Here is a 24498-nt window from a genome sequence, read left to right on the forward strand (position 1 = left end):
AGGAAAAGGAGGGCGGTATATGGAAAACCAGATAATTCTGCGCACGAAGCAGCTGACTAAAACCTATGGGAATGTTATGGCTGTGGAAAAAATTAATTTAAACGTAAAGAAAGGTCGTATATACGGTTTGTTGGGAAGAAATGGGGCTGGAAAGACTACTATTATGAAAATGGTACTGGGTCTTATCTCCATTTCATCCGGGGAAGTGGAAGCCTTTGGAGAAAAGCTGCAGGGAAACGAAAACAATATTTATAAACGTATAGGTTCTATTATCGAGACACCTAGTTTTTATTCTTACCTGACGGGAACGGAGAATTTAGAGATATTTGCCCGGCTGCGGGGAACAATCAAAAAAGATGCTGTAAAAAGCGCGTTGGAAGTTACAGGGCTTCCCTATCAAGACAAGAAGCCATTTTCATCATATTCGTTAGGCATGAAACAACGATTAGGAATTGCCAACGCCATATTGAATGATCCCGAGCTACTGATATTGGATGAACCTACAAATGGCCTTGATCCGGTTGGCATAGTTGAAATCAGAAAGTTTTTGCAAAATTTGTGCCATGAGCAGGGGAAGACCATTATTATTTCCAGTCATATCTTATCTGAAATTGCCTTGCTTGCAGACGATATTGGGATAATACACGGGGGCCATTTAGTAAAAGAAATTTCTATGAAAGAATTAGAAGAAAAGAATAAGAAGTATATTGAAATTAAAGTAGATTCTGTTCCAAAAGCAACGCAGCTGTTGGAAAACCTGTTAAACTGTAATAATTATGCAGTCACCGATAAAAACTGTGTTGAGATCTATGAGGATACGTTAGATCCAGTATCTATAGCAAATTGCCTTGTTACCCACGGGGTAGGCTTATCATCCCTGTATTTTAAACACGAAACATTAGAAGATTATTTTACCGCATTGACTGGAGGTGCCAAATTTGAATAATGTGTTTCTGACAGAAATATTAAAATTAAAGAAAAACAAAATGGCCCTTATAGGTTTTGCGTCGACGATTTCCATACCTATTCTGCTGGTTTTGAAATCCCTTCTGATTGATAAATCTAAGATTGGTTATCAAGAGTGGCTGCAGACAGTTTCTATGCTGGTAAACATCATTCTGCCAATTATGAGCGGCTTCTTTATTACACAATCCATGCAGAAGGAATATGGAGAAAAGACAATTATAAATATTATAACCGCTCCTGTAAATAGAAAAAATTTTGTGTTGAGTAAAATTGCTGTATGGTTTTGCTGGTATCTGTCAGTAATGATTTTTACAGAATGTATTACTATAGCAGGTTCACTGTGCTTATTCCGTTCACAGGTTACAATAACTACGGTTTCCTATACCGTACGGCTGCTAACGCAAATAGGTATCTTAAGCTTTATTGCATTTCTGCCTGTTATCTGGTTTGCCGTCAGACAGCGGACTTTGTTTTATCCGGCGATGTTATGCACTTTGATTTTTGTTTTGCTGCAGTCCGTTGGCTCTCAAGTCTCAGAAGAATTGCTTCCCGCGGCTAGTTTTGTACCGTGGCTGGCGATACAGATATCTGCTATGCTGCCGGCGGACAGCCAATATTTATATATCTGCATTATTTCAGTTCTTTGCTCAGGCTTGCTTGGCAGTGTATTAGCTGTCCGGGAATTTAAAAAGCAGGACTTGTAACGCGGTGATATGTGTGTTGTATTAAAAAGAACTATAAAAGGGATGCTGTCAGGTTACGTGACAGCATCCCTTTTATAGTTCAAATGTTACCTGATCTCAGGCTTGCCGGAACCACTCTTCTTTAAGTTCTTCTGGGCAGTGGAGAGCATCAGCTTAATCCGGTTAAGCTGATTTACCTCGCTGGCTCCGGGGTCGTAATCAATGGCTACGATGTTTGCCTGGGGGTACTCCTTCCGCACGGCTTTGATGACTCCTTTTCCCACAATGTGATTGGGCAGACAGCCAAAGGGCTGGGTGCAGACCACATTTGGGGTACCGTTATGTATCAGTTCCAGGATCTCTCCGGTTAAGAACCAGCCTTCGCCGGTCTGATTTCCTACGGATACAATGGAAGAAGCCATTTTTGCCAATTGGGAGATATCCGCGGAGGGAGTAAAGTGTACACTTTGGGCAAATTCCTCATTGGCGGCTTTTCGAATCCAGTTAATCGCCTTGATTCCCAGGTTGCCCAGGGTTGCCGAGGATTTCTTAAAGCCCAGGTATCTGGACTTGAAATTCAGGTTGTAGAAGCAGTAGCACATAAAATCAATTAAGTCCGGGCATACCGCTTCGGCGCCTTCCCGTTCCAGAAGCTCGGCCAGGTGGTTGTTGGCCGCTGGAAGGAATTTTACCAGGATTTCGCCTACAATGCCTACTCTTGGTTTCACTTCATCGGTAATGGAAAGACTGTCAAATTCACGAATCATCTTCCGGCAGAGCTTTTTAAAGCCCCCGATTGTTACATGCTTTTGACCTACAAAGGCAATGCATTCCTTTTCCAGCTTCCGGTGCAGTTCGTTGGCAGAGCCGGGAACCTTTTCATAAGGCCTCATCCGGTAAAGGCATTTCATCAGAATATCACCGAAGACTGCCGCGAAGGCAAGGCGGCTTGCCAGCCTGGCTGTGATTTTAAAGCCGGGATTGCTTTCCAGTCCGCTTAGATTAATGGATATGACCGGGATATAGGAAAGCCCTGCCTTTTCCAGTGCCCTTCGGATAAATCCGATGTAGTTGGAGGCTCTGCAGCCGCCTCCGGTCTGGGACATAATGATAGCAATTCTGTGAGTGTCGTATTTGCCGGACAGCAGCGCCTGCATAATCTGCCCCACTACCATTAAAGATGGGTAGCAGGCATCGTTATTCACATATTTCAGACCTACATCCACAGCCTCTTTATTATCATTGGGCAATACCTCCAAATGGTATCCGCTGGCATTAAAAGCTGCCTCCAGGATGGAAAAATGAATGGGTGACATCTGAGGGCAGAGTATGGTGTAGTTTTGCCGCATCTCCTGTGTAAATGGTATCTTTTCAATGGAAGAAGGCACAATAGTCCTTGACATTTTCTGTTCTTCTCTTACCCGGATCGCTGCGATCAGTGAGCGGATACGGATTCTGGCCGCTCCCAGATTGTTGACTTCATCGATTTTCAGGCAGGTATATATCTTGCCGCTGTGTGCCAGAATCTCGTAAACCTCATCTGTGGTGACCGCGTCCAGACCGCATCCAAAGGAATTCAGCTGAATGAGATCCAGATTCTCTGTAGTCTTCACATAATTGGCGGCGGCATACAGCCGGGTGTGGTACATCCATTGATCATTTACCCGCAGAGGACGTTCAATGGGAGCCAGGTGGGAGATGGAATCCTCAGTCAGCACTGCGATTCCATAGGAGTTAATCAGATCCGGTATCCCGTGATGAATCTCCGGGTCAATGTGGTAAGGCCGTCCGGCCAGCACAATGCCTCTTCTGCCAGTCTCCTTTAGGTACTCCAGCGTTTCTTCACCCTTCCGCTTTATATCCTCCCTGCTGTCAGCCATCTCCTTCCACCCTTTGGCGGCGGCGGCTCTAACTTCACTTTCCGGGATGTCAGGGAATTCTTCTATCAGACGCTTGGTCAGAACCTCCTCACTGGTGAATGCCATAAACGGATTGCGAAATACAATAGAGTCATCCTGAAGCTCGTCAATGTTATTTTTAATATTCTCTGCATAAGAAGTTACAATGGGGCAGTTATAGTGGTTAATGGAATCCTGGAATTCTTTTCTCTCATAAGGAATACATGGATAGAAGATAAACTTAACGCCCTGCTTAATCAGCCAGGTTACATGTCCATGGGCTAATTTGGCCGGATAACACTCCGATTCGCTGGGGATCGATTCAATTCCCAGTTCATAAATCTTTCTGGTAGAGGTGGGAGAGAGTACAACCTGGTATTTCAGCTCTGTGAAAAAGGTATGCCAGAAAGGATAGTTTTCAAACATATTTAAAACTCTGGGAATTCCCACCTGTCCCCGCACAGCTTTATCCAATGTAAGAGACTCATAAGAAAAGAGCTTCTTATATTTGTATTCAAAGAGATTGGGAATGTGCTCTTTGTTTTTTTCTTTGCCTATGCCCCGTTCGCAGCGGTTACCAGTAACAAACTGACGTCCTCCGGAGAATTTGTTAATGGTGAGGCGGCAGTGATTTGTGCAGCCTTTGCAGTTGGCCATAGAGGTGGAGAACTGCAGCGTATTTATTTTTTCAATGGGCAGCATAGTAGTCTCTTTTGAGACATCATACCGTTCCCGGGCAATCAGGGCAGCACCGAAGGCTCCCATGATTCCTGCAATATCCGGGCGTATGGCTTCACAGTCCGCAATTTTTTCGAAACTGCGCAGTACAGCGTCGTTGTAAAAAGTTCCTCCCTGGACAACAATATGATCACCCAGTTCTTTCGCATCAGATACCTTTATTACTTTGTAAAGCGCGTTTTTTATGACAGAATAGGCCAGACCAGCAGAGATGTCTGATACCTCAGCCCCTTCCTTTTGTGCCTGCTTAACCTTTGAATTCATAAATACAGTGCACCGCGTACCCAGGTCAATGGGATGTTTGGCGAAAAGTGCGGTTTTGGCAAAATCCTGTACACTGTAGTTCAGGGAATTGGCAAAGGTCTCAATAAAAGAACCGCAGCCGGAAGAGCAGGCCTCGTTGAGCTGTACGCTGTCAACGGTATTGTTTTTGATTTTAATACACTTCATATCCTGACCGCCGATGTCCAGGATACAGTCTACCTCAGGGTCAAAGAAGGCGGCGGCATAATAATGGGATACCGTTTCCACTTCCCCCTCATCCAGCATTAGTGCTGCCTTTATGAGGGCCTCCCCGTATCCTGTGGAACAGGAGTACGCAATGGTAGCGCTGGAGGGGAGCTGAGTATAGATTTCTTTAATTGCTCTTATGGTAGTAGCCAGAGGGCTTCCGTTGTTGCTGCTGTAAAAGGAATAGAGCAGAGAACCATCCTCCCCTACCAGTGCGGCTTTGGTGGTAGTTGAGCCGGCGTCAATCCCCAGGTAGCAGTTTCCCTCATAGGAAGCGAGATCCGCAGATGCTACATTGTACGCACTCTGACGCTCATTAAAGATGTCGTATTCTTCCTGAGAGGCAAAAAGAGGCTCCATCCGGTCAACTTCGAATTCCATTTTGATAGAAGAAGCCAGACGGTCTCTCATGCCAAGGAGAGAAACAGTATCCGCATCTTCTTTTGCGTTCAGGGCGGAACCGATGGCGGCAAAAAGATGAGAATTTGCCGGGATAATGGTATGCGCATCGTCCAGTTTCAGAGTACGGATAAATGCCTCCCGAAGCTCAGACAGGAAATGCAGCGGACCTCCCAGAAAGGCCACATGGCCCCGAATGGGCTTTCCGCAGGCCAGTCCGCTGATGGTCTGGTTAACCACTGCCTGGAAAATAGAGGCGGAGAGATCCTCCTTGGTGGCCCCTTCGTTGATGAGAGGCTGAATATCTGTCTTGGCAAAAACACCGCAGCGGGCGGCGATGGAGTATAGTGCTTTGTAATCCCTGGCGTACTCATTCAGACCCACGGCGTCTGTCTGAAGCAGGGAGGCCATCTGGTCAATAAAAGAGCCTGTCCCGCCGGCACAGATTCCGTTCATACGCTGCTCTATATTTCCTTTTTCAAAATATATAATCTTAGCGTCTTCGCCCCCCAGTTCTATGGCTACATCAGTTTGGGGCGCCAGAGCCTGCAGGGAAGATGAGACCGCAATGACTTCCTGGACAAATGGAACCCCCAGATGTTTTGCCAGGGTAAGTCCGCCGGAACCTGTGATCACAGGTGCAAGCTGAAGTTCCCCCAGTTTTTCATAGGCATGACCCAGAAGGTGTGCCAGGGTCTCCTGAATATTCGCATAGTGGCGCTCATACTCAGAAAAAACGATCTCCTGCTCCTCATTTAAAATTGCTATTTTTACGGTAGTAGAGCCAATGTCTATACCTAATGTATATGTAATTTGTTTCATAACCTTGTTCACAGGTCGCCCTGTGACCTCCTCACTGTGAAATTAAATAACCATTTCTTTCCTATTATATGCAGTTTTATGGGGTAACAAAACTACATAACATTATACGACAATAAAGGTTAAATTACAAATAAAAATGTTGTGAAGAAGTTGTGAAGATAAATTCTCTTGAAATTCGTAAGGCTTTTGGATATACTTAGACTACATGCTGATAAAAAGGAAGAGTACTATGTATAAGATATTAAAAAAAGACGGAAAAGCAAAAAGAGCTGAATTTACTACTGTTCACGGCACCATTCAGACTCCGGTTTTTATGAATGTGGGAACAGCAGCTGCCATAAAAGGTGCGGTAGCCACCACAGATCTGAAAGAGATTGGAACCCAGGTAGAACTTTCCAATACGTACCACCTTCACGTGAGACCGGGAGATGAGGTGGTGAAAAAGATGGGAGGCCTCCATAAGTTTATGAACTGGGACAGGCCTATTCTCACGGATTCGGGAGGATTCCAGGTGTTTTCCCTGGCAGGGCTTAGAAAAATCAAAGAAGAGGGAGTGTATTTTCAATCCCATATAGATGGAAGAAAGATTTTTATGGGGCCTGAGGAAAGTATGCAGATTCAATCCAACCTGGCCTCCACCATTGCCATGGCTTTTGACGAGTGCCCTTCAAGTGTGGCTTCCAGAGAATACGTACAGGCGTCTGTGGACAGGACTACCCGCTGGCTTTGGCGCTGCAGGGCAGAGATGGAACGTCTGAATCAAAAAGAAGATACCATAAACAGACACCAGCTTTTATTCGGGATCAATCAGGGGGCTGTCTACGAGGACATTCGGATTGCGCATGCAAGAGAGATTGCGGACATGGATTTGGACGGCTATGCCGTAGGCGGTCTTGCTGTAGGGGAATCTCATGAGGAAATGTACCGCATCTTGGACGCAGTAGTACCCTGTCTTCCGGAGGAGAAACCAACCTATCTTATGGGGGTGGGGACGCCGGCTAACATTTTAGAAGCAGTGGATCGGGGCGTAGACTTTTTTGACTGCGTGTATCCCACCAGAAATGGCCGCCATGGACATGTATACACGAATCTGGGAAAACTGAATTTATTTAATGCAAAATTCGAGTTGGATTCCAGACCCATTGAGGAGGGGTGCCAGTGCCCGGCCTGCCGTAATTACAGCAGGGCTTATATCCGGCATCTGCTGAAGGCAAAAGAGATGCTGGGAATGCGTCTCTGTGTGCTCCACAACCTCTATTTTTATAATAAAATGATGGAAGAGATCAGAGAGGCTATAGAACAGGGAACTTATCAGGAGTACAAGAAACAAAAGCTGGAAGGATTTCTCTGACAGCGGGGGGTTGCAAAAGAAGCAGAGATACAGTATAATAGCAATTGCAAAAGAGCTTATGCGGATCATATTTTTATGTGGCCGCAAAGCTCTTTTTTTGATTGCTGCATTATATTAAAGGAGGATAACATGTTGAACAGAGCGAAAAGAATCATAAAGGAAATTGGAATGGAACTCATCGGCAGCGCGCTGATTGCAGTGGGACTCTATAATTTTGCGGTTACGTCAGAATTCCCCATGACAGGCTTCTCCGGTATTTCTCTGATACTCAACCGGCTGTTTCACCTGCCCATAGGCCTTACGATCATCGTTTTAAATATTCCCGTTGCCCTGCTCTGCTACAGGCTTCTGGGAAGGGGCTTTTTTTTGCGGTCTCTCCGCTGTATTGTTATATCCTCTGTCATGATAGACTACGTGGCGCCTCTGCTTCCGGTATATACGGGGAGCCGGATGCTCTCGGCAATCTGCACCGGGGTACTTGGAGGGCTGGGGTATGCCCTGATCTACATGCAGAATTCATCCACCGGGGGCACCGATTTTGTGATTATGGCAGTAAAGGCTGTGAAACCATATTTGTCACTGGGCAAGATTGCTTTTTTGTCGGATATTGGGATTATTGTTCTTGGAGGACTTATTTTTAGAGACGTTGACGGAATTATCTATGGAATGATCATCAACTTTTTGTTTGCCGTGGCGGTCGACAAAGTGGTCTACGGGGTAAATGCCGGAAAGATGGCGCTGATAGTCACAGATTACGGAAAAAAAGTGACAGATGCCATCGACGAGTGCTGCGGAAGGGGAAGCACGATTCTCCCGGCTTCGGGGGGATACAAACAAGGAAAAAAGCAGGTAGTGATGTGTGCCTGCAACAATAAACAGATGTATTTTGTTCAGCAAAAAGTAAAGGAAGTGGATGAAAATGCGTTTACCATTATATTGGAATCCAATGAAGTCCACGGGGAAGGATTCCGGATGTTTAACATCGGGGAACAGGGATAGAGCCGGATATGGCTCATTTTCCCATTAAAATTACATTAAATTGTCAAAAAGCCTTGAAGAAATACTGTTTTTTGTGTATTATTGTACTAATGTCTGAAATGCAATAAACAAAACAGGAGGAATGGATTATGTTATTAACAGCCAGTGCATCAGCAGGCGGTTCATGGCTTACCATGTTATTGCCATTGGTGCTTTTCTTTGCTCTTATGTATTTTATGATCATGAGACCGCAGAAGAAGGAACAGCAGAGAGTGAAAGCGATGTTATCATCTATGGAGGTAGGCGATAGTGTAGTTACTACCAGCGGATTCTATGGAGTCATCATTGATATTACAGATGAGGATGTTATACTTGAGTTCGGTAACAACAAAAATTGTCGTATTCCCATGAGAAAAGCTGCGATTGCAGAAGTTGAAAAGGCAGAGGTAGCTGAAAATTAAGAGAGAAAGATGTTGTCCGGGGACAGCATCTTTTTATTTTATTGCATACTTTACGCCCGGTGCTGTACTTTATTCTTGAAAAGTGGCGAAAAATGAATTAATATATATAGTATTATAGGCTATCCCCAAAGGGCACCCCTTAACTAATGCTCCGGGGCATGCGGCGCATGCCGTGTGATAGCGTATTCAGGCTGATGACATGACAGAAAGGGAGAGATTATGAATTATAAAATTGCATTGATCCGGGGAGATGGTATCGGACCGGAGATTGTACGGGAAGCAAAAAAAGTGTTGGACAAAGTATGTGATATCTACGGACATACCTTTTCATATGAAGAAGTCCTGTTAGGCGGGGCTTCTATTGACGTTCACGGGGTACCCCTGACAGAGGAAGCGGTGGAGACTGCCAGAAGCTGTGACGCAGTCCTTATGGGCTCTATCGGAGGAGACGCCAGGACTTCTCCCTGGTATCAGTTAGAACCGTCCAAAAGACCGGAAGCAGGGCTTCTTGCCATAAGAAAGCAGTTGAATCTGTTTGCGAATCTGCGGCCGGCGTATTTGTATGAAGAATTAAAGGATGCCTGCCCGCTGAAGGAAGACATTATCGGTGAAGGCTTTGACATGATGATTATGAGGGAGCTGACCGGAGGTCTGTATTTCGGAGAGAGAAGGACCACTGTGGAAGACGGCGTGGAAACCGCTGTTGATACTCTTACATACAATGAAAAAGAGATCCGGCGCATTGCCGTACGGGCGTTTGACATTGCCATGAAACGACGGAAAAAGGTTACCAGTGTGGATAAGGCCAATGTACTGGATTCCTCCAGACTCTGGAGAAAGGTAGTGGAGGAAGTGGCAAAGGATTATCCGGAAGTTGCTCTGGAGCATATGCTGGTAGATAATTGTGCTATGCAGCTGGTGCATAATCCGGGACAATTCGATGTGATTCTCACAGAGAATATGTTTGGAGATATTTTATCTGATGAAGCAAGTATGGTAACCGGGTCCATCGGCATGCTGTCTTCTGCAAGTCTTAATGAGACAAAGTTCGGACTCTATGAGCCAAGTCACGGATCTGCCCCGGATATTGCGGGCAGGGATCTGGCTAACCCAATTGCGACTATACTCTCGGCGGCAATGCTGCTGCGCTATTCCCTTGATCTGGATAAGGAAGCGGATGCCGTGGAAGCGGCAGTACAGAAAGTGCTGAAGGACGGATACCGTACGGGCGATATTATGGCAGATGGTATGGAACAGGTAGGCACGGAGCGGATGGGAGATTTGATTGCGGCAGAGATCCGGTAAGAAGATAAGAATCTGCCATACGGCAACCCCTTTTTGGGGGAGAGAATTATAAGAATCAGAAAGGGAAAAAATTATGAGAAGTGATGCAGTGACAAAGGGGGTACAGCAGGCACCCCACAGGTCTTTATTTAACGCACTTGGTCTGACCAGGGAAGAGATGGAGCGCCCGTTGATTGGTATTGTGAGTTCTTACAATGAGATTGTACCGGGACACATGAATCTGGATAAAATTGTAGAAGCTGTCAAAATGGGAGTGGCCATGGCAGGCGGGACACCCAGAGTCTTTCCGGCGATTGCTGTGTGCGACGGAATTGCCATGGGACACGTGGGAATGAAGTATTCCCTGGTGACCAGAGATTTAATCTGTGATTCCACAGAGGCAATGGCTATAGCCCATCAGTTTGACGCCCTGGTAATGGTGCCGAACTGTGATAAAAATGTTCCGGGGCTTTTGATGGCAGCGGCAAGACTTAATATCCCCACAGTGTTCGTCAGCGGCGGACCTATGCTGGCAGGGCATATACACGGTTCTAAGACCAGTCTGTCCAGTATGTTTGAGGCTGTTGGTGCATACAGCGCCAATAAAATGACCGGAAAAGAAGTAGAAGAATTCGAGAGGAAGGCTTGTCCTACCTGCGGATCCTGCTCCGGGATGTATACGGCAAACAGCATGAACTGTCTCACAGAGGTGCTGGGCATGGGACTTGGGGGCAACGGCACGATCCCGGCAGTCTATTCGGAGAGACTGCGTCTGGCCAAGCACGCAGGCATGAAGGTGATGGAGATGCTGGAAAAAGATATCCGTCCCAGAGACATTATGACAAAAGATGCATTTATGAATGCGCTCACCGTAGATATGGCCCTGGGCTGCTCTACCAACAGTATGCTTCATCTGCCGGCCATTGCTCACGAGGCAGGGGTGGAGCTGAGCCCGTCTACTGCCAACGAGATCAGCGCCAAAACACCTAATCTTTGCCACCTGGCACCGGCCGGACATACATATATTGAGGAGCTGAATGAGGCAGGCGGCGTATATGCAGTGATGAATGAATTGAATAAAAAGGGCCTGCTGCATACAGATTGTATGACGGTAACCGGACATACAGTGGGAGAAAATATTAAGGACTGTGTGAATAAGAACCCTGATGTCATTCGTCCAATTGACAATCCCTACAGTGAAACAGGAGGAATTGCTGTTTTAAAGGGCAATCTGGCGCCGGATACTGCTGTGGTAAAGCGTTCCGCAGTAGTTCCTGAGATGATGGTTCATGAGGGACCTGCCCGGGTATTTGACTGTGAGGAGGATGCCTCGGAGGCAATTCTCTCCGGCAAAATAGCTGCAGGGGATGTTGTGGTTATCCGCTATGAGGGCCCAAAAGGGGGACCGGGTATGAGAGAGATGCTCAATCCTACCTCCCAGATTGCCGGGATGGGACTGGGATCATCAGTTGCCCTGATTACAGACGGACGTTTCAGCGGCGCATCCAGAGGTGCGTCCATTGGCCACGTATCACCGGAGGCAGCTGTGGGCGGACCTATCGCACTGGTGGAAGAAGGCGATATTATAAAAATCAATATTCCCGAGAATTCTTTGGAACTGTTGGTATCACCGGAAGAAATGGAAGAGAGAAGAAAGAATTGGAAACCCAGAGAGCCTAAGATTACAACCGGCTATCTGGCACGCTATGCATCTATGGTTACCAGCGGCAGCCGGGGTGCGATATTAGAAATACCGAAACAGTAAAGGAGGAAGCGGAGTATGCAGCTGACAGGTTCTGAGATTGTAATTGAGTGTTTAAAGGAACAAGGGGTAGATACTGTATTTGGGTATCCGGGAGGAACCATTTTAAATGTATATGATGAGTTATACAGGCATAGGGAGGAGATTCATCACGTGCTTACCTCCCACGAACAGGGGGCGGCCCACGCCGCGGACGGGTATGCCAGAGCAACGGGAAAAGTAGGTGTCTGTATGGCAACCTCAGGTCCGGGTGCCACGAACCTGGTAACGGGAATCGCTACGGCCTATATGGATTCCATTCCTGTAGTGGCTATTACAGCTAATGTTGGAGTACCTCTTCTAGGGAGAGACAGCTTTCAGGAAATTGACATTGCAGGCGTTGTGATGCCTATTACCAAATACAGCTTTATCGTAAAGGATGTAACAAAACTGGCAGATACGCTCCGCCGTGCATTTACCATTGCAAAAAGCGGACGGCCCGGCCCGGTACTGGTGGATATTACAAAAGATGTAACTGCAAATAAAGCAGAGTACACCTATGAGAAACCTCTGGAGATACAGCCCTTTACAGCTAAAATCACAGAGGAGGATCTGGAGAGGGCGGTGGAACTGATTCAGAATGCTCACAAGCCATATATATTTGTGGGCGGCGGTGCGATAAGTTCCGGCGCATCCGAAGAAGTAAGAGTGCTGGCAAGAAAGATTCAGGCACCGGTTACCGATACCCTGATGGGAAAAGGGGCGTTTCCGGGAGAAGACCCTCTCTATACAGGTATGCTGGGCATGCATGGAACCAAAACCTCTAACCTCGGCGTAACGGAATGTGATTTGCTCATTACCATAGGCGCCAGGTTCAGTGACCGCGTTACAGGCAATGCCAAGAATTTTGCACGAAACGCTAAAATTCTTCAGATCGATGTTGATGCTGCTGAGATCAATAAAAACGTAATTGTGGATGCCTCTGTCATAGGAGATGTGAAAGAAGTGCTGAAACGCCTCAATGAGAGGGTGGCGCCGAAAGATCACACCTACTGGCTGACCCATATCAAAGATATGAAAGAAAAGTATCCTTTAAAATATAATAAAAACGGACTCAGCGGGCCGTTTGTTATAGAAGAAATCTATCGGGTGACCAACGGGGATGCTGTCATTGTAACTGAAGTGGGGCAGCACCAGATGTGGGCAGCTCAGTACTATAAGTATAAGGAGCCCAGGACATTTTTGACGTCAGGGGGACTGGGGACTATGGGATACGGCCTCGGCGCATCTATCGGCGCCAAGATTGCGAAACCGGAGAAGACAGTAATCAATATCGCAGGGGACGGCTGTTTCCGTATGAACATGAATGAGATTGCCACAGCAGTTCGAAACGAACTTCCTCTCATACAGGTTGTGATTAATAATCATGTGCTTGGAATGGTCCGCCAGTGGCAGACTCTGTTCTACGGAGAGCGGTACTCCCATACCATATTAAATGATAAGGTTGATTTTGTGAAGTTCGCAGAGTCCATGGGCGCAGTGGGAATCCGTGTGACAAAGCCTGAGGAAGTTGAGCCCGCTCTGAAAAAAGCCATAGAGTTAAACACCACAGTCGTGATTGAGTGCATCGTTGACTGCGACGATAAAGTATTCCCTATGGTATCACCGGGAGCGAATATTGAGGAGGCATTTGACGAGGAAGACTTAAATCAGAGATAGGATGTCTTTCCAAAGAAGACAAATGTTTTTATTGACAAAAATATGTCAAAGAAGTAGAATGTTCATTGATGTGATATATGAAAGAAAAGAATGAACATTAGGAGGAAGAGTAAAGTGGGAAGAGTCTATAACTTTTCAGCAGGGCCTGCTGTCCTGCCGGAAGAGGTATTAAAAGAAGCAGCAGAAGAAATGTTAGATTATAAAGGAACCGGTATGTCAGTGATGGAGATGAGCCACCGCTCCAAGGCTTTTCAGGAAATTCTGGATGATGCGGAGGCGGATCTGAGAGAACTGTTACATATTCCGGATAACTATAAAGTCCTGTTTCTGCAGGGCGGTGCCCATCAGCAGTTTGCTATGATTCCAATGAATCTGATGAAACATAAGGTGGCTGATTATATTGTTACCGGACAGTGGGCGAAAAGAGCATACCAGGAAGCACAGAAGTATGGAAAGGCGAACAAGATTGCTTCTTCAGAGGATAAAACTTTTTCCTATATTCCGGACTGCTCGGATCTGCCTGTCAGCGATGATGCAGATTATGTGTATATCTGTGAGAACAACACTATTTACGGCACAAAATTCAAGACACTGCCGAATACGAAAGGTAAGCTTCTGGTTGCGGATGTCTCCTCCTGCTTTTTATCTGAGCCTATGGATGTAAGCAAATATGGGGTTATCTACGGAGGGGTGCAGAAGAACGTAGGCCCTGCCGGTATGGTAATTACAATTATCCGGGAAGATCTGATTACGGAGGATGTACTTCCGGGGACTCCCACCATGCTTACTTATAAGACACATGCCGACGCAGGATCTCTGTATAATACCCCGAACTGCTACTGTATCTATATGTGCGGGAAAGTATTTAAGTGGCTGAAAAAACAGGGCGGTCTGGAGGCCATGAAACAGTATAATGAGAAAAAGGCGAAAATCCTTTACGATTTCCTGGATGGAAGTGCGTTGTTTCAGGGGACAGTGGTGCCCAAGGATCGTTCCCTTATGAATGTACCTTTTGTCACCGGAAATGATGAACTGGATGCCAGGTTCATAAAAGAGGCCGCGGCCCAGGGCTTTGTTAACCTGAAAGGCCATCGGAGTGTGGGCGGTATGCGCGCCAGCATTTACAATGCAATGCCCATAGAAGGTGTGGAAAAGCTGGTTGAATTTATGAAGAAATTTGAAGAGGAGAACCGTTAAAATGTATAAGTATCATTGCTTAAATCCTATCTCTGATGCGGGAATCAGCAGGTTTTCTGAGGATTATCAGGAAACAGCATTGGAAGATTCGGATGTGATTCTGGTACGAAGCGCTAACATGCATGAAATGCAGCTGCCGGATAATATAAAGGCAATTGCGAGAGCAGGGGCTGGTGTTAATAATATCCCTCTGGATGTATGCACAAAGAAGGGGGTCGTAGTATTCAATACCCCGGGTGCCAATGCCAATGGAGTAAAGGAGATGGTAATTGCCGGAATGCTTCTGGCATCCCGTGATATCGTAGGCGGTATTGAGTGGGTGGAAAAGCAGGGCAATGCTTCTGACATCGGAAAACTTGCCGAGAAACAGAAAAAACAGTTTGCGGGCTGTGAAATCAGCGGTAAAAAATTGGGTATCATAGGGCTGGGCGCCATCGGCGTACTGGTTGCCAACGCAGCAACCCATCTGGGGATGGAGGTGTATGGATATGATCCTTATATCTCAGTGGACGCCGCCTGGAACTTGTCCAGGACCATTCACCACATTAATGATCTGGAAACGATTTACAGGGAGTGTGATTATATCACCATTCATGTACCTCTGACGGACGGTACCAGAAAGATGATTAACGAGGAGGCCATCCGCCACATGAAAGAAGGGGTGGTGCTCTTAAACTTTGCAAGGGATCTTTTGGTAGACGAAGAGGTGCTGGTAGAGGCACTAAAGGAAGGAAAGGTCAAGAAATATGTGACCGACTTTGCGAATCCCACAGTGGCAGGAACACAGGGAACTCTGGTGACGCCGCATCTGGGGGCCTCCACAGAGGAGTCTGAGGATAACTGTGCCAGAATGGCCGTTCAGGAACTCAGAGATTACCTGGAGCATGGGAATATTAAGAATTCAGTGAACTACCCGAACTGTGACGGAGGCATCTGTGTGGATGCCGGAAGAATTACGCTGAACCATAAGAATATCCCCAATATGATCAGTCAGTTTGCCAAGGTTCTGGGCGATGCGGGAGTGAATATTTCGGATATGACAAATAAGAGTAAGGGCGATTATGCCTATACAATGATTGACGTTTCCACTTCTATCCCTGAAAGTGTTGTGGAATCATTAAGAGAAATCGAAGATGTCTATAAGGTCCGCATTGTAAAAGGCGAATAAATTACCTATGGGGGTACCGCAGGGGCGGTATTCCCATTTTTGCCAATAAAAAAGAGGTAGAAATGAAAAAGAAAAGTTGGAATCCCTTTCAAAAAGGGTGGAAGAGAATGAAAAATCTTCAGAAGATATACCGTTCCGTTAAGAGGCATAAAAAGAAATACAGAAAAGCAGTGAATGGGATCTGTGAAGTGATTTTGCATAAGATTGAGAATTAAAGGATGAAAAGGAGAACCAATATGGCTGATATTAAAGCTTTTCGGGGCATAAGGCCGAGGCCGGATCTGGCGGATAGGATTGCTGCTCTGCCTTATGATGTGTACAACAGAAAAGAGGCACTGGCAGAAGTGGAAAAAGAACCCCTTTCCTTTCTGAAAATTGACCGGGCGGAGACGCAGTTTCCAGATACAGTAGGAACCTATGAGGATTGTGTCTACGAGAAAGCCAAAGAGACCCTCTGGGATATGAAGGCAAAGGGAGCATTTATCCAGGATGAAACACCCTGCTGTTACTTGTACGAACTAACTATGAATGGGCGGAGCCAGACGGGGATCGTGGCCTGCGCGTCCATTGATGATTATCACAGTCAGGTAATTAAAAAGCATGAGAATACAAGGGAAGAAAAGGAGCTGGACAGAATCCGCCACGTAGATACCTGCAATGCCCAGACCGGTCCTATTTTTCTGGCCTATCGTTCCCGCGGGGAGGTAACCGCTCTGGTCGCCCAGGCAAAGCAGCAAAAGCCCGTGTATGACTTTATTTCTCCGGATGGCATCGGACATCGTGTGTGGGTAATTGAAGACAGAGAGCAGATAGAACAGTTGGAGAGTGCTTTTGGGAAGATTCAGGAAATCTACATAGCTGACGGGCATCACAGAGCGGCATCAGCGGTTAAAGTGGGAGAAAAGAGGCGTGCAGAACATCCGGGCTATACGGGGAAGGAAGAGTTTAACTATTTTCTGGCTGTTTTGTTTCCGGATGAGGAACTGTCTATCCTGGATTACAACCGGGTAATAAAAGATTTAAACGGCAATACACCCTGTGAGCTTCTGGAAAAAATTCAGGGAGACTTTTCTGTGGAGAAAAGAGAAGAACCAGTACGCCCCACAAAAAAAGGAGAATTTGGCATGTATCTGGAGGGAGCCTGGTATCTTCTCAGAGTTAAACCGGAAGTAGTCTCCGAAGATCCCGTGAAAGGTTTGGATGTATCTATTCTCCAGGACAGGCTCCTTCAGCCGATCCTGGGAATCCAGAACCCGAAAACAGACGCCAGAATTGATTTCGTGGGCGGAATCCGGGGATTAAAGGAACTGGAGAGAAGGGTTGCAGAAGACTGCATGGCAGCCTTTTCTCTGTACCCTACTTCCATAGGAGAGCTTTTTGCTGTGGCAGACGCGGGAAGGCTGATGCCTCCAAAATCAACCTGGTTTGAGCCAAAGCTGCGCAGCGGATTGTTTATACACGAAATATAATAGAAAGATTGGGAGGATTTACGTATGGAGAGCAGAGTTGAGAAAGCAGTGGAAAAGCATCGCCAGGGATATAACTGTGCCCAGGCAGTTGCCTGTACCTATTGTGATTTGGTCGGTGTGGACGAATCTACCATGTTTAAGATGATCGAGGGCTTCGGGGCCGGCATGGGGGGAATGCAGAGTACCTGCGGAGCAGTATCGGGCGTAATAGCCCTTGCTGGCATGAAGAACAGCAAGGGATGCGGCGATACTTCTACAAAGGGGAAGACGTACAAGCTGTCAAAGGAAATCGCAAAAGAATTTTCAGAGATTAACCAGTCAACGGTATGTAAAGTGCTAAAAGGGGTGGAGACAAAGAAACTGCTTAGAAGCTGTGACGGATGCGTGGAGGACGCTGCCAGGATTGCTGAGAAGGTATTGTTTCAGGAAGAAGAGTAATTATCATCAAAAAAGGAACCGATGTTCTTACGGACATTGGTTCCTTTTTTGTTACATAGATTTCAGATCCTGAATCATTTTAATCAGTGAGCTTCCGTAGTTTTGTCCGGCTGCCCATCCTCCGCCGTAGGGGTTGTCGGGAATCCCGAGCCATTCTACGTAGGGGGAGGTGTTTCTTGTTACATAGTTAAACCGGGGGTCCACGCAGGGCTGATTCAGTGCAGCGGTACTTGCATACGCCTTTAAATGCTGTATCTGTGCCCGAAGACCGGTTCGCACGTCAGAGAAGGCAACTCCCGGTACACCTCCTCCGGTGGCGCCGAGGCCGGCAAAATTATACTGGCCAATAGACACATCGCCGCTGTAGTTGAGCCATCCTGTTTCCTTCATAATCTGAGTGAAAACAACTTCAGCCTTTATATTCTCTGCTGCTGCTTCCTCGTAAATGATTTCACAGAAGGTCTCAATATCCGGAGCCCCTCCATTTGCAAGGACTGCGGAAGGGTAAGAGGCGGCGTTAGCCTTAAAATAGTTCGCCATCTGATCCACGGAGACGGAGGTAGCGCCCTCGATGATATACATTCCGCTGGCTGCATCCACATTGCTCTCATAGGATGTAACCTCCTGACTGCACACACCTGCAGTGCTGAACGTATAGTTACTGCCGTCAATTACTTGTTCTCCGGTGACCATAACGCCATCCTCCCCGAGGTAGTACCGTTTGCCATCCAGCGTCAGCCATCCAGTCGTCATTCTGCCGGTTTCATCAAAGAAATACTGCTTGTTATCCACTTTCAGCCATCCTTTGATGGGAGAGCCATTCAGGTTATTGTAATACCAGTAACCGTCATGGAAGCTCCATCCTCCGGAGGTATTAATTTCAGGATTCTCGTTCCAGGCACCGTCGGCATCCAGACAGTACCAGCTATTGTCGATAAACTGCCACCCGGTTGCCATTGAGCCGTTTCCTGGGGTGAAGTAATACCAGGTATCGTCTATGAGAGTCCATCCTTCGGCCATAGCCCCGGTGTCCTCCAGATAATACCATATCTCATTAATCTTTTGCCATCCCGTTTTTTTCTCATCGTTTATGTAGTAGTACCAAGAGTCCCCTTCTTTTGTCCAGCCGTTAGTTCCGGGAGCTGTCTCAGTGCCGCTATCCGGCATCAGTGGTGAGGGAAGGGACACCTGATAAGGGGATAACAGGGTCTGTGCCGGGGATTCCGCCCCTAATACAGAGACAGGGGCGGCCAATACCATAGAGGCCGTCAGCAAATGGCATAGATAGCGCTTTTTTGTTCCATTCATTCAAATACTCCTTTGTAATGTAACCGATGATTCTTTACTTGCTTGTCACTTTACTATTATATAGGATGGGAGTCTGAATGACAACCTGGAGTTACATAGATTTTAATGTTGTAATCATTCCAATGAGACTGCTGCCGTAATTTTTTCCTGCGGCCCAGCCCCCTCCGAAGGGGTTGTCCGGGATTCCCAGCCACTCTACAAAAGGAGAGGAGTACCTGGTAACATAGGTAAAACGGGGGTCCACACAGGTCTGTACCAGGTTATCTCTGGAAGCGTAGGCCTTCAGGTGCTGTACCTGAGCCCTGATACCGGTGCGCACATCGGCAAAACTCAAGCCGGGGACTCCCCCTCCGGTTGCCCCAAGGCCGGCAAAATTAAACTGCTCAATCTTTACGTCTCCTCCGTATTGAAGCCATCCGGTTTCCTTCATTGCCTGCGTGAAGGCAACTTCTGCTTTGACACCTTCCGTCTGGCACTCTTCCAGGAAAATCTGACAGAAGGTTTTGATGTCAGGAGCGCCGCCCTTTGCCAGTACTTCTGCGGGGTAAGCCTGCTTGCTGGTGGCAAAATACTTAACCATCTGATCTGCGGTTACAGAGCTTGTCCCCATAATTTTGTATCCGGGATATTCATCAATGTTGCCCAGACTCTCGCCGGACTGGGTAAAGGTATAAGTGACACCGTCTACGGTATAGTAGCATCCGGAGACCATGGCGCCGCTGCTTAGAAGATAGTAGGTCTTTCCGCCTACAGTCTGCCATCCGGTGAGCATCTTGCCGGTACTGTCCATATAATACCATTTACCGCCGTTTAATAGCCACCCTGTATGATAACCGTTGGCTCCTATGTAATACCAGTTCCCATTTTCAAGCTGCCAGCCCTGAGCCGGATGCTCAATCCATACGCCGCTGTTGTCGAAGAAATAGGACTTGCCCCCGATTTTCTGCCATCCGGTAAGCATGGCCCCGGAGGAATTCATGTAGTACCATTTACCGCCAATCTTCTGCCATCCGGTGAGCATGGCACCGCTGCTGTCGGAGTAGTACCAGGTATTGCCTACCAGATACCACCCGGTTTTCATAGCTCCATTGCCCGGAGTGAGATAGTACCAGGTCTTTCCAAGTTTGAGCCAACCCTCCGCCATGGCGCCGCTGCTGTTGAGATAGTACCATTTGCCGCCAATCTTCTGCCATCCGGTCAGAGCTGCTCCGCTTGCATTAAAGTAATACCATTTGCCGTCAATGAGATTCCAGTTTACCGCCATGACTCCGGTTTCCGGGTTCAGGTAGTACCGGGTTTTCCCCAGGGTTATCCAGCCTTTCGCCCGGGCGCCGCTGCTGTTGAGGTAATACCACTTGCCGTCCAGGAGAAGCCAACCGGTCTGCATAGCGCCGCTGCCGTTAAAATAGTACCATTGGCTGCCTATTTTTTGCCAGCCGTCTACCATGGCTCCGTTTCCAGGGGTAAGATAATACCAGGTGTTTCCAAGTTTTTTCCAGCCCTCTGCCATGGCGCCGCTGCTCTCCAGGTAATACCATTTGCCGGAGATAAACTGCCAACCGGTCTGCATGACTCCGCTGCTGTTGAGGTAATACCATTTACTACCGAGATACTGCCAGCCAGTGAGCTTTTTGCCGTCTTTATAATAATACCATTTCCCATTAATATATTTCCATTTGGTCAGATTTTTATTGGGATGAGAGGTACTCTCCAGATTGAAATACTGGGCAATTCCCTTGGCGTCTGCCTGTCCCAGCTTTTTCAGATCCTCTTCACTGTCCAGAAACTTCTTGTCCTCTGCTCCGCATATAAAAGCATGTTCTACGATAACGCCAGGAAGTCCCTGCTCCATACAGTTGCGGATAATTCCGTAGTAGTCAGCTAAACTGCCGTCCGGATACTTTGTGCCGCTAGCAGAATCTTTGTATTTTAGTCCCCGGTTGTAAAGGCCGAGGGCAACAAGATTGTCCAAAATGTTGGTTGCAAGCTGATTGGCATCTACGGCTACATCATGGTTATACCGTCCGGTTGTGGGGACCAGGATTTCCACACCATGTGCTTTTTCCGAATCCGCAGAGTTAATATGCAGGCTCACAAAAATATCGGCATTTTTTTCAACGCCGATGGCCACCCGCTCTCCTAAGTCGGGAAGATAGGTGTCTCCGGTTCTTGTCATATACACCTGAATCTCCGGATATGCGGCAAGGGCTTCTTTTACATAATTAGCAATCTTCAGGGTAAGCTGTGATTCTACGAATTTGGTACCGTCGCTGAAGGTGTATTCCGCGCCGCCGTCCTTTCCGCCGTGTCCCGGATCCAATACTACAGTAAAGGTTCCTGCTTTAGTGTCCGCTTTCGGTGCGGAAAGAGCAGATCTGGACATGGAAGCGGGAGCGGCTTCACTTTGAAGCACCTCGGAAATGTCGGAAGCTGTAAGTCCGTCCTCCCCTTCTTTTGTGACTACTGTTTGATTCACATAATCCAATTCTTCCTCTGAGAGGCTCTCTGTGTCTGTCTGCTTGGCTGTATCCCCAATGATTTCCGCGGCTTGTTCCTCGTCAATACTGAGGGTATTCATTTCTTCCTCCGGCTGCAGTCCGGTCTCTATATCCTGACCGCCTACAGTGGTAACGATAGAAAGAAAGGTTCGGGTAACACCTTCCCCTGGAAGATCCAGCAGGAAAGCGGCATAATTTTCAACAATTTCCTCTGCTTCTGCAGTATGTATCTCCCCATCCCCATCCTGATAGGAGAGGACTGCTTTTTCCATTACAGTAGAAGAATCCCCCATCTCAAGAATGACGGATTGGTGCGTATCGTCTTCCTGGGTCAAAAGCAGCTGGCAGTCCAGAGAAAGGGAATCCCTGCTGTCGTTGTCTGGTTGTGTATCCTGTGTGGGTTCCTCCTCAGGAAGGCTGTCACGGGCCTGACTGCTGGCGTAAGCCGGCGTCCAGGCAGTGAGCAGCATAACTGCAGTCAGAACATAGCACAGGAGTTTCTTTCGGATGTTTTTCATTTGTCTTTCTCCTTTGCTTTTTTGCAACGTAAAACTTTGTTACTAAAATGTTAATGAATCATTACATATTATAGTATATGGCCGGACAGATTGCAATGGAGGAATAGAAAATGACCTCTGAATTTAAGAAAAGTTTAATCTGAATTTATAAGCCATCCATTGCAAGGGTCAGAAAAATATGTTACCTTACAAATATAGTTTATCTGTTAGTTGCTATAAATAATGTATTGGGAGAATGTATGAAATGGAAAAATTAGAACTGAAGTACCTTCAATGTCTGGCAGAGCTTTACCCGTCAATCGCTAAAGCCTCTACAGAAATCATTAATCTGCAGTCTATACTGAATCTGCCTAAGGCCACAGAACATTTTTTGACCGACATTCACGGGGAATACGAAGCCTTTTCCCACGTGCTGAAGAATGGTTCGGGAGCAGTGAGAAGGAAGATCAATGAGGTGTTCGGACACACTCTGGACGAAAGAGAGAAGAAATCTCTGGCAACCTTAATCTATTATCCAAAAGAAAAGATGGAGGTAGTGAAAAAGAGCAGGGAGAACATGGAAGACTGGTATATGATTACCCTGTACCGTCTCATCGAAGTCTGCAAACGGGTAGCCTCCAAATATACCCGATCAAAGGTAAGAAAGGCTCTGCCGGAAGATTTTGCCTATGTCATTGAAGAACTGATTACGGAAAAACCGGATCTGGTGGACAAAGAAGCTTACTATGATGAGATCGTCCATACGATTATTGAAATTGGGAGAGCGGAAGTATTTATTATAGCCCTTTCTGAGCTGATTCAGCGTCTGGTAGTAGATCATCTTCATATCCTGGGGGATATCTATGACAGAGGGCCTGGTCCCCAGCACATTATGGATAAGCTGACAAGCTACCACTCTCTGGATATTCAGTGGGGAAACCATGATATTCTCTGGATGGGAGCTGCGGTGGGCCAGCGTTCCTGCATTGCCACCGTGATACGCATCTGTGCCAGGTATGGCAATCTGGACATTCTGGAAGACGGATACGGCATTAACCTGCTTCCCCTTGCAACCTTTGCCCTTGCAACTTATAAAAATGATCCCTGCGAGTGCTTTAAAATTAAAGGGACAGATGTGTATAATCCTGCAGAGACAGAATTGAATATGAAGATGCACAAGGCCATATCCATCATTCAGTTTAAACTGGAGGGTCAGCTTTTGACAAGGCGTAAGGAATATAAGATGAGCGACCGGCGGCTTCTGGACAAGATAGATTATGAAGCCGGGACAATGGAACTGGACGGGAAGACCTATGCATTAATCGACAAAAATTTCCCAACCATAGATCCCAAGAAGCCCTTTGAACTTACAGAAGAAGAAACAGCTATCATGGAGCGTCTGGTGACAGCGTTCACCGACTGTGAAAAGCTTCAGCAGCACATGATGCTGCTCCTGAATAAGGGAGGTCTGTACAAAACATTCAATGGGAATCTGCTGTATCACGGATGCGTTCCTCTGAACGATGACGGAAGTCTCATGACCGTAGAGATATACGGAAAAAAATATAAGGGAAAAGCGCTGTATGATGTGCTGGATACCTATGTGAGAAAGGCCTTTTTTGCCCTCAACCCTGTGGAAAGAGAGAAGGGCAAGGATATTTTGTGGTATATCTGGTCAGGTCCCGGTTCTCCGCTGTTTGGAAAAAGCAAGATGGCAACCCTGGAACGGTATTTCCTGAAAGAGCCGGAAACCCACAAGGAAGTGAAGAATGCCTACTATGGTATGCTGGAAAATGATACGGTAGTAAACAGTATCCTTCAGGAATTCGGACTGGACCCGGAGCACGGACATATTATCAACGGCCATGTACCGGTGCATCACATGTCAGGGGAAAGCCCTGTCAAGTGCAACGGGAAATTACTGGTGATAGACGGTGGATTTTCAAAGGCTTACCAAAAAGAAACCGGAATTGCCGGCTATACCCTTATCTTTAACTCCTTCGGACTCATTCTTGCCGCTCATGAGCCCTTCACATCCGCAGAAAATGCTATAGCCCAGGAGACAGATATCGTATCAGACAGCATACTGGTAAAACGAGTGGCAAAGCGAATGGTGGTTGGAGATACAGATAACGGGAAAGCCCTGCAAGAGAGAATTGATGAGTTAAAACAGCTTCTGGATGCTTACAGAAGCGGCCTGATAAAAGAAAAGTAAAGAGTAAAAAAAGGGGACGTGTTCTTTCTAAAAGGAACACGTCCCCTCAGACTGTAGACAAAGTCCGAGGACAAGTGCCTCGGATTTTCTTCGCCATTGAGCCAGAAAAGTCAGCACTTACAAGACTTTGAGGCTCTTTTTTGGTATAATAGATGTAT

At 46.8% G+C, this 24498-nt stretch carries 17 protein-coding genes; 14 read left to right on the forward strand and 3 right to left on the reverse strand.

Annotated elements, in window-relative coordinates:
- Positions 1-19 precede the first annotated feature (19 nt).
- Positions 20-946, forward strand: coding sequence for an ABC transporter ATP-binding protein (locus tag GKG41_RS13715; protein ID WP_154259526.1), 927 nt, complete (start codon positions 20-22; stop codon positions 944-946).
- Between the two features lies 1 nt (position 947).
- Positions 948-1670: an ABC transporter permease gene (locus tag GKG41_RS13720; protein WP_226903909.1), complete on the forward strand. Its 723-nt coding sequence runs from the start codon at positions 948-950 to the stop codon at positions 1668-1670.
- An 86-nt stretch (positions 1671-1756) separates the two neighbouring features.
- Here the strand turns inward: GKG41_RS13720 and GKG41_RS13725 are convergent, their stop codons facing one another.
- Entirely contained in the window at positions 1757-6016 is a 4260-nt protein-coding gene (locus tag GKG41_RS13725) for a 2-hydroxyacyl-CoA dehydratase (protein WP_154259566.1), read from the reverse strand.
- Between the two features lie 229 nt (positions 6017-6245).
- Here GKG41_RS13725 and tgt point away from each other — a divergent pair, with 229 nt between their 5' ends.
- The 11 genes from tgt to GKG41_RS13780 all read left to right on the forward strand — a co-directional run bounded on the left by tgt (position 6246) and on the right by GKG41_RS13780 (position 17822).
- Complete coding sequence (tgt, locus tag GKG41_RS13730) at positions 6246-7367, forward strand: tRNA guanosine(34) transglycosylase Tgt (protein ID WP_154259528.1); 1122 nt, start codon at positions 6246-6248, stop codon at positions 7365-7367.
- A 129-nt stretch (positions 7368-7496) separates the two neighbouring features.
- Positions 7497-8366 carry a YitT family protein gene (locus GKG41_RS13735; protein ID WP_154259529.1) on the forward strand — a complete coding sequence of 290 codons (870 nt, stop codon included), beginning with the start codon at positions 7497-7499 and terminating at the stop codon, positions 8364-8366.
- Between the two features lie 128 nt (positions 8367-8494).
- Positions 8495-8806: a preprotein translocase subunit YajC gene (gene yajC / locus GKG41_RS13740; RefSeq protein WP_072853128.1), complete on the forward strand. Its 312-nt coding sequence runs from the start codon at positions 8495-8497 to the stop codon at positions 8804-8806.
- Positions 8807-9025: 219 nt separating this feature from the next.
- Positions 9026-10111, forward strand: a complete 1086-nt coding sequence (leuB, locus tag GKG41_RS13745; protein ID WP_154259530.1) for a 3-isopropylmalate dehydrogenase — start codon at positions 9026-9028, stop codon at positions 10109-10111.
- A gap of 73 nt (positions 10112-10184) precedes the next feature.
- Positions 10185-11855: a dihydroxy-acid dehydratase gene (gene ilvD, locus GKG41_RS13750; RefSeq protein ID WP_154259531.1), complete on the forward strand. Its 1671-nt coding sequence runs from the start codon at positions 10185-10187 to the stop codon at positions 11853-11855.
- 15 nt (positions 11856-11870) lie between these two features.
- Positions 11871-13550 (forward strand): biosynthetic-type acetolactate synthase large subunit, encoded by a 1680-nt coding sequence (ilvB, locus tag GKG41_RS13755; RefSeq protein ID WP_154259533.1) that lies wholly within the window; start codon positions 11871-11873, stop codon positions 13548-13550.
- A gap of 114 nt (positions 13551-13664) precedes the next feature.
- Positions 13665-14747, forward strand: coding sequence for a 3-phosphoserine/phosphohydroxythreonine transaminase (serC, locus tag GKG41_RS13760; protein WP_226903887.1), 1083 nt, complete (start codon positions 13665-13667; stop codon positions 14745-14747).
- A gap of 1 nt (position 14748) precedes the next feature.
- A complete protein-coding gene (locus tag GKG41_RS13765; RefSeq protein ID WP_072853117.1) occupies positions 14749-15915 on the forward strand; it encodes a phosphoglycerate dehydrogenase in 1167 nt (388 codons plus the stop codon).
- A gap of 62 nt (positions 15916-15977) precedes the next feature.
- Positions 15978-16130 carry a hypothetical protein gene (locus GKG41_RS13770; RefSeq protein ID WP_154259537.1) on the forward strand — a complete coding sequence of 51 codons (153 nt, stop codon included), beginning with the start codon at positions 15978-15980 and terminating at the stop codon, positions 16128-16130.
- Positions 16131-16151: 21 nt separating this feature from the next.
- Complete coding sequence (locus GKG41_RS13775) at positions 16152-17384, forward strand: DUF1015 family protein (protein ID WP_154259539.1); 1233 nt, start codon at positions 16152-16154, stop codon at positions 17382-17384.
- 24 nt (positions 17385-17408) lie between these two features.
- A complete protein-coding gene (locus GKG41_RS13780; RefSeq protein WP_072853113.1) occupies positions 17409-17822 on the forward strand; it encodes a C-GCAxxG-C-C family protein in 414 nt (137 codons plus the stop codon).
- Positions 17823-17873: 51 nt separating this feature from the next.
- Here GKG41_RS13780 and GKG41_RS13785 read toward each other — a convergent pair whose 3' ends face one another.
- The gene (locus GKG41_RS13785; protein ID WP_154259541.1) at positions 17874-19130 is read right to left on the reverse strand and encodes a glucosaminidase domain-containing protein; all 1257 of its coding nucleotides are present in this window, start codon (positions 19128-19130) and stop codon (positions 17874-17876) included.
- A 91-nt stretch (positions 19131-19221) separates the two neighbouring features.
- Positions 19222-22146: an N-acetylmuramoyl-L-alanine amidase gene (locus GKG41_RS23910; RefSeq protein ID WP_154259543.1), complete on the reverse strand. Its 2925-nt coding sequence runs from the start codon at positions 22144-22146 to the stop codon at positions 19222-19224.
- A gap of 244 nt (positions 22147-22390) precedes the next feature.
- Between GKG41_RS23910 and GKG41_RS13795 the strand changes: the two genes are divergently transcribed.
- Positions 22391-24340 carry a fructose-1,6-bisphosphatase gene (locus GKG41_RS13795; RefSeq protein WP_154259545.1) on the forward strand — a complete coding sequence of 650 codons (1950 nt, stop codon included), beginning with the start codon at positions 22391-22393 and terminating at the stop codon, positions 24338-24340.
- Positions 24341-24498: the final 158 nt, after the last annotated feature.

The sequence above is a fragment of the Lactonifactor sp. BIOML-A5 genome (genome assembly GCF_009677585.1).
GTDB lineage: Bacteria > Bacillota > Clostridia > Lachnospirales > Lachnospiraceae > Lactonifactor.